This window comes from Clavibacter sp. VKM Ac-2872 (assembly GCF_015351105.1).
GTDB lineage: Bacteria > Actinomycetota > Actinomycetes > Actinomycetales > Microbacteriaceae > Clavibacter.
In genome coordinates this window covers 23,829-34,834 of record NZ_JADKRR010000006.1, presented here as the reverse complement: position 1 = coordinate 34,834, position 11,006 = coordinate 23,829, and the positions used below count along the sequence as shown (strand labels likewise).

13 protein-coding genes are annotated in these 11,006 nt (G+C 65.9%); 7 read left to right on the top strand and 6 right to left on the bottom strand.

What is annotated here, in order from left to right; genetic code table 11:
* Positions 1–281 (bottom strand): isopentenyl transferase family protein (locus ITJ40_RS16625; RefSeq protein ID WP_304520229.1); only part of this gene is annotated, 281 nt, incomplete at its 3' end.
* On the bottom strand, positions 278–1,852 hold the full coding sequence (locus ITJ40_RS16620) for a GMC oxidoreductase (RefSeq protein ID WP_194668137.1): 1,575 nt from the start codon (positions 1,850–1,852) through the stop codon (positions 278–280). The genes ITJ40_RS16620 and ITJ40_RS16625, both read right to left, overlap by 4 nt.
* A 738-nt stretch (positions 1,853–2,590) precedes the next feature.
* Here ITJ40_RS16620 and ITJ40_RS16615 point away from each other — a divergent pair.
* Positions 2,591–3,202 (top strand): hypothetical protein, encoded by a 612-nt coding sequence (locus ITJ40_RS16615; protein WP_194668136.1) that lies wholly within the window; start codon positions 2,591–2,593, stop codon positions 3,200–3,202.
* A 13-nt stretch (positions 3,203–3,215) separates the two neighbouring features.
* Here the strand turns inward: ITJ40_RS16615 and ITJ40_RS16610 are convergent, their stop codons facing one another.
* Positions 3,216–3,716: a hypothetical protein gene (locus tag ITJ40_RS16610; protein ID WP_228512781.1), complete on the bottom strand. Its 501-nt coding sequence runs from the start codon at positions 3,714–3,716 to the stop codon at positions 3,216–3,218.
* A 246-nt stretch (positions 3,717–3,962) separates the two neighbouring features.
* Positions 3,963–4,589, bottom strand: coding sequence for a recombinase family protein (locus ITJ40_RS16605; protein ID WP_194668134.1), 627 nt, complete (start codon positions 4,587–4,589; stop codon positions 3,963–3,965).
* Between the two features lie 180 nt (positions 4,590–4,769).
* Between ITJ40_RS16605 and ITJ40_RS16600 the strand changes: the two genes are divergently transcribed.
* Positions 4,770–5,762, top strand: a complete 993-nt coding sequence (locus tag ITJ40_RS16600) for a hypothetical protein (RefSeq protein ID WP_228512779.1) — start codon at positions 4,770–4,772, stop codon at positions 5,760–5,762.
* Positions 5,763–6,048: 286 nt separating this feature from the next.
* On the opposite strand, the gene ITJ40_RS16595 is transcribed toward ITJ40_RS16600, so the two are convergent.
* Positions 6,049–6,234, bottom strand: a complete 186-nt coding sequence (locus ITJ40_RS16595; protein WP_194668133.1) for a hypothetical protein — start codon at positions 6,232–6,234, stop codon at positions 6,049–6,051.
* Between the two features lie 806 nt (positions 6,235–7,040).
* Here ITJ40_RS16595 and ITJ40_RS17175 point away from each other — a divergent pair.
* The 5 genes from ITJ40_RS17175 to ITJ40_RS16570 all read left to right on the top strand — a co-directional run bounded on the left by ITJ40_RS17175 (position 7,041) and on the right by ITJ40_RS16570 (position 10,495).
* A complete protein-coding gene (locus ITJ40_RS17175) occupies positions 7,041–7,970 on the top strand; it encodes a hypothetical protein (protein WP_228512777.1) in 930 nt (309 codons plus the stop codon).
* 511 nt (positions 7,971–8,481) lie between these two features.
* Positions 8,482–8,736, top strand: coding sequence for a hypothetical protein (locus ITJ40_RS16585; protein ID WP_228512775.1), 255 nt, complete (start codon positions 8,482–8,484; stop codon positions 8,734–8,736).
* A gap of 102 nt (positions 8,737–8,838) precedes the next feature.
* Positions 8,839–9,081: a hypothetical protein gene (locus ITJ40_RS16580; RefSeq protein WP_194668132.1), complete on the top strand. Its 243-nt coding sequence runs from the start codon at positions 8,839–8,841 to the stop codon at positions 9,079–9,081.
* Between the two features lie 62 nt (positions 9,082–9,143).
* The gene (locus ITJ40_RS16575; RefSeq protein WP_228512773.1) at positions 9,144–9,920 is read left to right on the top strand and encodes a Fic family protein; all 777 of its coding nucleotides are present in this window, start codon (positions 9,144–9,146) and stop codon (positions 9,918–9,920) included.
* Between the two features lie 86 nt (positions 9,921–10,006).
* Complete coding sequence (locus ITJ40_RS16570; protein WP_194668130.1) at positions 10,007–10,495, top strand: hypothetical protein; 489 nt, start codon at positions 10,007–10,009, stop codon at positions 10,493–10,495.
* 33 nt (positions 10,496–10,528) lie between these two features.
* Here the strand turns inward: ITJ40_RS16570 and ITJ40_RS16565 are convergent, their stop codons facing one another.
* Positions 10,529–10,939, bottom strand: a complete 411-nt coding sequence (locus ITJ40_RS16565) for a hypothetical protein (RefSeq protein ID WP_194668129.1) — start codon at positions 10,937–10,939, stop codon at positions 10,529–10,531.
* Positions 10,940–11,006: the final 67 nt, after the last annotated feature.

The window sequence follows — 11,006 nt, the reverse complement described above, 5'->3', positions numbered from 1 at the left end:
ACAGGAATCTTGGCGGTCCCGATGTCCATGCCTCGGTAAAGCTGCATGGCATCGGCATTGACGATCTCCGCGGTCACACCCAGTTCGCGATACCGAATTGCAACTTCAACGGAGAAATCTGTCTTCCCCGTTCCTGTCGCTCCAACGATCGCGATCAGATTGTCATGGTGACGCGCAGGCGCTGGAGCAGTACCTCTGGGTGCCAGCGCAGCTCCGCCACCGCCGGCGCTGTCGCGTGGCGCTTGGGTAAGAAGGGCATCATCGTGGTTCGGCAGGATCATTGCTGTTCCTCGTCCCCTCCGTGGTGTCCGCGTCTCTCGAGCTCCTGCGCCAGCCGCCGGGCAAGCGCGACCATGGTGAGGAACGGATTCCATGAACCGTGGAACGGGAATGCGGCGCCGCCCAGGATGAACAAGTTGGTTGTACCTCGGAGTCGACCCCAGATGTCGGTGACCGAGCTTGCCGCGTCGGTGCCCATGCGCAGCGTCCCTGTCTCGTGGAACGCCGTCGGCACCCGCCGGGTCGGAACGCGCCCCTGCCATTGGCCCTCAACGGCATTCCAGTATTCGACTCGCGCGCCTCCGGCGACCGAGGACACCACCGCATCGATTGCCTCGTCCATCTGGTCCCAGACGTGCCTGTCGAAGTCGTCGAGGTGGATGGAGCTGATGGTCCGCCCACGCGTGTCAATCCAGATCCTGTTCATGTCTTCGCCGATTTGGCACAGCCCGTGGACGAGCAAGACCACGTGCTCTGGGTCGCACATGCGCTCGGGCGTGCCCTCCCCGAACATGTCCGGCAACAAGTGGAAGACGCGTTGAAGATCCCGTGCAGGCGCGGATGCGGCAGCGGCCGTGAGGTGCAGGTGGAAATCTCGCGGCCCTGCCGTGCCGTTGATGTAGAGCGCGGCGAGCTCTGGTCGGTCGTGTGACAGGCCGAGAAAAGCAGTACGTGGAATGCGGCAAGTTAAGAAACTGGCGCCGCTAACTGATAGGCGTTCTCCGGCGAGAGGTGTGCCCAGCTCCGGTGAACGCAGAACGATGCTGGTCGCTTCTGCGCTACCGGCGGCGAGGATGACCCGTGAACCGCGCACGTCAACATCGCCGTGCTGCGTGCGTATGGCTACGACTTCACCGTTCATCACCGACAGCGAATGGACCATGCAACCGGTCACGATCTGGACGCCGTTGTGATCAGCCGCTGCGCGTACGAGCGGGACGATGGCGGCGAACTTTTGGCCTCCGCCGTCGACATGAGGTAAGTAGGCGAGCGGCGCATCGAGGTCCTTGTCGCACGCGGGGGTGACGAGACTCCTCTGGCGAACGGTGGCTCGCACGGATGACTTTCGTATGGCTGTATGCAAGGCGGCGTACTCGGGACCGGTGTCCACTGCGGGACGCGCTCCGAGCCAACTCCGGGCGTCATGCCAGTGTGCGTCGAGGTCGTCGATGATGTCTCGGGGCCAGCTGCGTAGCTGATCGCGCGTCGGTTGTGGACACGAGCCGCTCCACACGAGCGTGCGCCCCCCGAGATGTGGAACTTGCGGAGCCAGCGAAAGGTCGCCGTCGGACTCCCATGGCGATGCTCCCATCGAAGCCATCAGGGGCTGGTACGAGACACCGAGGTTCTGCGGATGTGTGGGAGTCATCGAGCCCCCCTGTTCGAGGACCAGGACCCGCGCCTCTGGGCGTTGCCTTAACGTGGCATCGATGAAAGCGGCCGCGGTTCCGCCGCCGCCGACGACGACGTAGTCAAATGTTCCGTCGATCTCGTCGAGTGGGGATCCGGTGGGTGAAGGAGCCTGCTCCCGGGCTTGGCCGGAGTTGAGGCGATGGACCTGTTTGGGTTGCATGGAACCCCCTCTGTCGGTGGGATCGGTAGCGCCTAGGGTGGCCACGCCACGAGGCGTCCGCGAATTTTCTACACACCCCTCATTGCGCGCTCGTGGTGATGACCTCATGGACTCGCGTCAGCGGTGGTTGCTTCGATGTCCTTCGAGTCACGCGGAGAGTGGCCAGGAGTTCCGTGGCGGGACCGTCCGCGCAGACACGTCCCACAGGATTTTTGGATCGCGGTCGCCGCACGAGAAGGCGACCTGTCCATCGCGGCCAGCGGGTTTTGATCCAGGCGGCATTATGCAGGATGTAGTACAAGTCGTACATTTCCACTGGAGCGCGTTGCATGCGCACCGGCCGGTGTCGAAGCAGTTGACTCCTTCGCGATCCCGTAACCCTTGGGTTGCGGGACGTCCCGCACGGGGCCGGAGCAAACCGCGAAGTATCGCGGCCGCGAGCGTCCCGCAAGCATGTCCCGCAGGCGCCTCCTGTTCCGCATCACCGATCCGAGGAAGCGAGACCGGTCCGCCTTCCTTGGCGTGGCCTCAGGCGAGCGCCCGGTCCGCTGGCGACCAGCACCCCTCCAGGCCGCCAGCCGCCGGCCGAGCAGCTTTGTCGAGGTGTCAGGACGTCCGGCCAGGAGAATGCGGCGTCGTTCAGCACGTGCGGGCCGAGCATCCAGCTCGGTGAGCGCTTCACGCGCCACGGGAGGCAAGAGGTGCACACTGCTGTAGACCAGACGAGGGGAGCATGGCATGCACTTCGAACGCGTACCGCACGATGTCGAGTGGCCGGCGGAGATGGAGCTGACGATCACGGAGTTCCCGCGTCCGCTGATGGAGCTGCTGTATGTGAAGCACGCGTGGGAGCTCTCTCCGTGGATTCAGATCCCAGAGCTGGAGCCTGCGCCGTCGGTGGGGACGTCGAAGCGGCCGGCGCACTGGGACCTCGCGTCCCTCGAGCTTCGCTGGGCGGAGGTGTGGCGGGCGAACATCTACTGGAACGCTCGGTCTCAGGGTGACTACGGCGACAAGACGGACCTTGCACGGCACTTCGGCATCACCGGGCCTGTGTGGTGGAGTCGAGAGCACGGGTGGGACGGCATCGACCAGGCCGCATTCTCTAACTGGATGGCGGCCCTGGATGGCTTGAAGACAGCCACCGTGTTCGAGTCTCCCGAGCGCCGCGCGCTGCCGGACGCCGTTGCGGCGTGGCGCCACGGCCTCCGGCAAATCTTCGTCATGCCGTACAAGCCTTCTGGCGGAGCCGAATGGAATGGACCGGAGTTCATGACCGTTGCCGCGGGAACGCGGAGGGACCCTGACCTGTACCCCTCCGCGCTCCGCACTGGTCTCTCGATGAGCTGACCGGGCGGCGGTCTCAGAAGACGTCGATGGGGCCCCCGGAGTAGCACACGAAGCCGCCGAGGAGCACGGCGTGTGACCCGAGGGTCACCTGCGTGCTGCCGCCCTGCTGCGTGTCGCGGATCGCGGGCGAGATCTGCGGGTCGCTCGTCCAGCTGAGCCGGCCAGTGCTCAGGCCCGAAAAGTTGAACTGGTGCACCTTCGTGCCGGTGGCGATGAGGGATTCATCGACGAACCATGCGTGGTCGACGGCGGGTGCCTTCACGACGTAGCTCGTGACGACTCGAATCGTGTTCCCGCCGTTGTAGACCGCGGTCACGGTCGAGGAGCCGCAGTTGCCCTCCACTGTGCCGTCCGGGTAAACGACAGCCGCGCCATCCGCGGATGCCTCTGCCCACTGCCTCTTGGCGTCGTCGGTGACAGGGACGGGGACGGTGCGTCCGTTGACGGTCTGCAACTCGAAGCCTTGGGCCTTTGCCGCGGCCGCGTCGTAGCCGCCGAAGCCCATCGGCGTCACGACCGTTCGAGTTGTACTGGCAAGCGCTGCTTGCGAGGGGATGGATGCTACGAGCAGGAGTGCTGCGGCCCCGATGGCGGCTAGCGCGTGGTGGTTCCGGATGTGACGCATGTGTACACCTTCCGATTGCCGGACCGCGGCTGATGCGGCGCATCCGGGCCGCCTCTCAGCGACGATCCGAGGTGTACTCCTTCGTGAGGCTGATGCGAGTGGGTTGTGCACCGTCCAGCCGTAGCGCGGAGGTGCCTACTGTTCCGGGTCGCCGTCGACGCGGGGGAGCGTGACCTGTCCGCCCTCCTGGATTGGATGTCGATCCATAGCGCGGTAGACGGTCGCGCGGCCGATGGAGAACAGGTCGCAGAGCTCGCTGATCGAGTGGTCGCCGGCCCGGTGCAGCGCGACGAGGTGCCGTTCGGCGGCGGGGGAGAGCTTGGGCTTGCCGCCCTTGAGCTTGCCCTTCTTGGCGGCGACCTTCATGCCCTCGCGAGTGCGCGCACGGATGAGGTCGGATTCGAACTCGGCGAACATCGCGAGCATGTTGAACAGGAGCCGGCCTGTCGGGTCGGTCGGATCATGCACGGATCCGCCGATGCTCAGCACGACGCCCTTGGCGGCGAGCTCGTCGGCGATGTTGCGTGCGTCGCTGATCGACCGCGCCAGGCGGTCGAGCTTCGTGACTACGAACGTGTCACCCCTCCAGCACGCCTCGAGCGCCTTCCCGAGCGCAGGACGGTTCCGGTTCGTGCCCGTAAGGCCGTGGTCGACGTAGATCCGATCCGGCGTGATGCCGAGCACAGCCAGGGCGTCCCGCTGCGCAGTGACGTCCTGTTCGTCGGTCGAGACGCGGGCGTACCCGATGAGCTGTCCAGCCATGCGTCCAGTGTCTCAGGTGAGGCCCCCTCACCGAAACAATTGCCGGACCACTTACCTGAGACGCATGGTTCCGCGGCGGCCACCCGTCGCCATGGTGGTCCGGGTAGGGATCCCCTATCGGACTCCTATTGAGCGCGGCAACGCCGCCAGCGGCCTGACTCCACGTATAGGTTTCTAACCATGCCCGCCACACCGTCCGACCCCGGCGAGCCCATCGAGCTCGGGGACTCTGAGGACTCCACTGAGCCCGATGAAGCGGGCGAGTCCTTCCAGCGCATCGTCGACTCCTTGACCCTCCGCTTCGACGGGCAGGGGAGCGACGGTTCCGCTCTCCATGAGTTGCGGGCGTCCCACGTAGCGGAAGTGCTTCAGGGGCTTGTCGGTCTCACCAGCGACTTCGACCAGGCGGGCGTCTTCAACGGCGACGGTCCCGCGAATTCCGAAGTCCTGGTGCGCCCAGCGCAGGAGGGCTCGTTCGTCATCGAGGTCATCCGCATCGCGAATGAGCTCCTGACGAACAACGCGGTCCTCGTCACCGCGGTGACAGGAGCGACCGGGTTCCCGACGCTCGGGAAGCTTCTCGAATGGTCCACCAGGTCTGCTCGTGCCGACGTGAAGGGGGCCGTGAGTGACCCGGACACTGGCCTGACCCAGATCACATGGCAGGACGACACCCTCGATGAAGTCCCTACCGCGGTCTGGAACGAGCTGAAGGTCCGCAAGCGTCGGCGTAAGAAGCACCTGCGGCAGATCATGGCTCCGCTCAGCGACGGGCGAGTCAAGTCACTCGATGTGACCCTCTCTCCGTCCGTCGAAGGGCAGGCTGCCCCGGAAACACTGGTGCTCAAGAAGCCGGACTACGACGCGGTGAAGCCGGAGGATGACGTCACAGACAAGAACACGAAGTTCACCCGGGAAGCCCAGATGTCTGCGGTGGACTTCGACAATCCTCGGAAGTGGAAGGTCAAGACGAAGGACGAGACACGCACCGCCGTCATGGACGACAAGGACTTCCTGGCCAAGATCGCCGGTGGTCTGGCCATCCGCAAGGACGACATCTTCAAGCTGAAGATCCGCGCGAACATAAAGACGAAAAACGGTCGCAGCAGGACCACGTGGACGGTGGTAAAGGTGAAGGAGCACAGGAGGGCGGCAGGTGACAGCGACGCATAGGCAAGACGCGCATCGCCGGCTCAACGTCGCGAACTTCGTTCTGTTGTTGGTCTGCCTCGTGTCTGCTCTCGTGGCGCTCGCACTCATCGCCCACGGGCTGGCCGCGCTGGTACTCGTTCCGTCGGTTGTTGTCGGAACGCTCGCTGCTACGCGCCTGGTCAAGTATGAGGCACCTCACGACTGACGGGTGACTGCCCCACGACCGTTGGGCGATCCCCTGCTGAGACGCTTGAAGACAGAGCTCTCCTTAAGCGATGAGGGGGTGCTTTTTCGAGTTCCGCGCCCGCTAGGGCTTGCGGGGCCAGGACTTGAGGATCTTCGAGAGGCGTTTGGCGGGCGTGCCGTTCTTGCCGAGCAGCACGATGTACGCGAGCCGCGTCACAACACCGAGCGCGAGCAAGACCAGGCCGGAGCCAAGGAAAGCCATCTGGAGGATCACATCCCCTGGTATCTCGGGAAGCAGGATCGTCATCGCGAACCTCTCCGCAGGCGACACGCAGGCGTGTCGGGGCGACACCGCGCCGGACGGCGTGGTGAGTTTGGGACGCACCCACGGCGAGCTCGCGGTGGGTGCAGAAGGGGAGGGCGCCACGGGCGCTCGATCTGCTCAGCCGTCATGTCGGCAGTACGCCGCTGAGGATCGACTTGGCCGAAAAAGTGTCGGCGGGATGCTCGCGGGCGCGCTCGGGCATGAAAAAAGCCAGCCCGTGGGCTGGCTAGTTCGAGGTGGAGGTCCGTGTCTGTGCGGCCGTAATCGGCCATACAACGTACCAAGATCGTATGCACTCACTATGTCACGGGAGCGCAAGAGCGTCCATGCCCTGTATCTGACAGGAACCGCGTGGGTGACGCCAGGGGCGAAGAAGGCCAGCACCAGACTGGCCTTGATGTGAGCGGGATGCGGGCATGATCATCCGCGTGTGCACTAAGCACACCGTGATCGGGTCAAGACCGCGCGGGCGCGCAGAAGACATGCACTACGTAACCGTAGAGGAGGAAGCCGCGTCGAGAGACGCATGACAGCAAGCTCACATCTTGAACCCAAGGGGTGACACCACCTGACCTGCTCCCCGCCATCTCGCCCATCTTCAAGTAGGGGGGAGACATCGCGCGGCTGTCAATTGCGACATGGAGATCGGCGGCGGCGGCGCGGGTTCCAATCCGTGGACGCCAGCTGAGCGCGGCTGGGTACATTCGTCGCGGAGCAGATCCACCCTGCGCTGGGGTGCATGTATCCGCTCGGTCCTGATCACTGGTAGCGACAACAGGGGGAACAAGATGGTCACCACACGGGAGCAGCAAGCATTCGACAGGGCTGTCGAGGCGGCAAGGCAGAAAGCGACACTAGAGACGCTGGCCGAGCTGCGGGCCTTCACGGGCATCGAAGCCTACGAGCCCGACCACACAGCGCCGGAGCACGTGGCCTACCTGGGGTACGAGCAGGACCTCGCGAACGGATTGCAGGTGTGGACCGGGCACGAGGTCTCGAGCAGGGAGAACGTCGACCGTCTCATCGAACGTCGTAACGCTGCCAGTCGGGCAGTGGATGAGGAGCTAGAGCGTCGGACGGCCGAGCGCGCGGATCGTAACGTCGCTGTCCGGGTGCTCGGGAAGGTGCAGGATCTCGCCATCCGTGAGAGGGCTCATCTCAGAGATGTCGAGAAGAGGCTCGAGGACGCCTGGGCCGACCTTCACCATGCGGAGGATCGCGTGCGTGAGATCCAGACCGAGCTCTACGAAGTCGGAGCCTGGCTCGAGGAGATGTACGTGTCGGTCGAGGCGTCGCGTGTGGAGCGCCAGGAGCAGGCAGCCCGGGAGCGTCTGGAAGCGGAGCACGCGCGACGCGACACATCGCCTCTCGGGTTCCAGGTCTTCTCGCCGCAGGAGTTCGTGGACGCGGACGGCCGCCGCTTGGCGCACCAGCAGCCCGACCACTTCGTACTTGACGGGCTGTCCTTTCCCGGCCGTTGGCGCCGCGATGAAGACGACGACTTCAACGACGAGGGGGCGTGGTCTTTGATGTGGAATCCGACCACGCGCGAGACCTTCCTCGAGCGCGCCGGCTATGGGCGGCAGCCGGAGGTCTGGCTGCTGGGCACGAGGATCACAACGCAGGACGCGGTAACGGACTTCGAGGCGTCGATCAGCTCCCACAGGGATGAGCGCAACAGCCTGGCGGTCGTGCTCGAGGCCTACCGGAGGCTCTGAGCTGGACCCGGATGTGGGAAGGCCTCCAAGGGGGTATCGAGTATCGCGTCCGCGCCACAGCCACTCGAGCAACCGCGACCGTGCCCGCGGCTGTCGACGGCGACGCGGTACGCCGCTGAGGACCACTGGGCCCGCCCAGGACTCGTGTCCTACTTCCTCCAGGGGTATGGCCGCGTGAAGGACTGCCCGGGCTCGATGCCGGCGGCACGACGAGCCTCCGTACGCTCACGGTTCCGGAAGCCGTCGACGCCATACACGGTGCCGCACTCCGAGCAGACACTGCCACCCGCAGGGTCGTCTGCGATCGGTTCGAACCAGACCACCGACTCGTCGAACGTGCACACCTCGCAGACTCGACCTGCGACGCTGCCGCCATCGGTCAAGTCCAGTTCGTAGGGGGATAGGGGCTTCGACGGCGTCTCGTCATCGAAGTCGTCCCATCGGTGTCCTGCAGACCCTCGACGACTACACGTCGACGTGCCGCCGTGGCGGGGCCGAGCTGGCCGCCGGCGTGTTCACGGAGGCACCGGCGCCGACCGGATCCGTCGAGCTCGACGCCTCCTTCGCGGCGCTGGCCGAGTACCTCGCCGAGCGGGACGGGTGGACTCCTCCGGCCTGGACCTCCGCCGCGTGGCGCTCGGTCGCGCCGGCGGTGTGGTGGGCGTCGACGCCGGGCATCTACCGCGACCTTGCCCTCGAGGAGAGCCCTCGTCCATTCCGTGATCGTGGCATCTGGATCACGCTCAGCGGCCTCGCCCGCGCGTGAACCAGCTGGCATCACCGGCGGCCCTATGCCGGTAGGGCACTGAAGAAACCTCCGTGCAGGGGCCCGATTTGGTAGAATTGGTGCACCACGAAGGGGGCTGTCATGGCTGAACAGTTCGAGATCGAGCAGCGCTGGCCTGAGCTATTCGCACAGCTCGATGCGACGCAGCGGCGTGCTGTCGTGCAGTCGCTCGCTTCGGCGTGGCACGAGGGCTGGGAGCCCAACCGCGAGGACGTGGAGAACCTGACGGACAAGGTGCGGGGAGCGATCGACCGCGACGAGTACATACGACGCTCGCGCGAGGCTGCGGAGCGTCGCCGGAAGGTGACGGTCCTCGCCAGCTGATGGCAGCGGAGCGGGACCTGTGGGCGGGGTACTTCTACCCGGAGACCTATGACCCGGTCGCCATGACCGGCACGCTGCGCAACCATTTCGGTGAGCGCGACCGTGACGTCCTCGCAGGGCTCGAGTACGCGGCGACGATCGACCGTCAGACCGAGCTCATGAGCGGACAGGTCGGCATCCCCCGGAGGTTCGACGCCGACCACGTGCGCGCGATCCACGGCTACCTGTTTCAGGACGTCTACGACTGGGCCGGCGAGTATCGGACGGTCCCCATCTACAAGGGCACGCCTGTCGAATTTGCCGACGTCGCGAGCGGCGCTGTCGACCGCTACCTCAGCGACGTGCATCGGCTCGTTGACGCGACACCGTGGATGGACCTGGACCGTGACGGCTTCGGAGAGCGTGCCGCAACGGTCTTCGCCTACCTCAACCAGGCGCATCCCTTCCGCGAAGGCAACGGGCGCACCTCCAAGGTGTTCATGGAGCACGTCGCCGAGCTTTCGTGCTTCACTCTCGACTACGACCGCGTGGATCCCGGCCAATGGAACGAGGCGTCGAAGTGGTCCGGCCCTGACCTGTTCGCGTACGAGCCGCACCCAGCCGAGCTCATCCCCGTCTTCCGACAGATCGCCGTCGACCGACCCGTCCAACGCGCGCCGGAGGCATCTGCTGCAGAGGGCGGCCGCGACCGACGCGCTCAGCGCGATCTGGCTGCCCTCCGTGCCGCGCAGGGGAAGCCCTCAGCCCCGATCGTAGGTCCGTCACGGGCGGGGCCGGGGTGGTACGAGAACCCGACTGCGCGTGAGCCCGCACGCGGCGCCGGCGACCGCGAGAGGTAGCCCTGCGCGGGTGCGGCCCATCCCGCGCTGAACTACCACCGCGCGCCATCTAGGTCTTCGTCATTGGCTGCAGGACGATGGCCGCTGTGAACATCTCGGAGCGGGAACGGTTCTGGCGACACGTCGTCAAGGGACCCGATGTGCACGACTGCTGGATCTGGACCGGCGCCGTCTCCGACGACGGATACGGCCGGTTCTGGATCGACGTCCCCGGACGCGGGCAGCGCTCCGTGCGGCCCTCGCGCTACGCGTACCAGGACGTCACCGGCGAGGCTCTCGCCTCGTCGATTCTGCTGCTGCACTCGTGCGATGTGCCCATCTGCGTGCACGTTGACGTTGACGCGGCGACGTCGCACCTCGCGCCCGGCACGCACCGGACGAACATGCTCGATCGCGCGCAGAGGGGACGGCACTCTAACCGGTGGACGACGACGCCTTACCGGGGTCTACCGCGGGCCGAGCGCGCCCGCCGCTCCCACGAGCTGCGCGACGCGGTGAAGGCCCATGGGTGGGATCCTGACCGCATCCGCCGAGCCCTTAACGGCATCGGTCCGGATCAACCCACCCTGTGGTGATCCGGACCGAACCTAACGCCTACTACGCAACCGCTACGCGTGATCCCCGTCGTGCGACTCGGGCGCCTGCTGGTCGTCGATGCGCTGCTCGTCATCATCCGCCGGCGCGCTCGTGCGCCCGCTCGTCGGTCCCTTCTTGACGTCGCGTACTGCGATGCCGAGCCGGTCAGCGACCTCCTTCCGGGAGACGCCGAGCGAGAGCATCGTCTGGACGACCGCGTCGAGCTCCGTCGACTTCGCCGCCCGCTCGCTGGCCGCGCGTTCGCGCACCGCCTGAATCTCCTGCTCCGCGCGCTCGTCGATCTCCTCGAGCACGTCCGCCGCCACGAAGTAGTCGGCCGCGAGCTGCTCTAGCTGGTCCTGCTGCGCACGGAACGCGGCAGCTTGTTCCCGCGCACGACGACGTGCTTCCACCTGCCGCGCGGACTTTCGTACCTCAGCCATCTGGGCCTCTCTCTGTGGTCTCGGGGGGCCCATTATGCCCCGGCCTGGATCGGACGCGTCCTCGCCG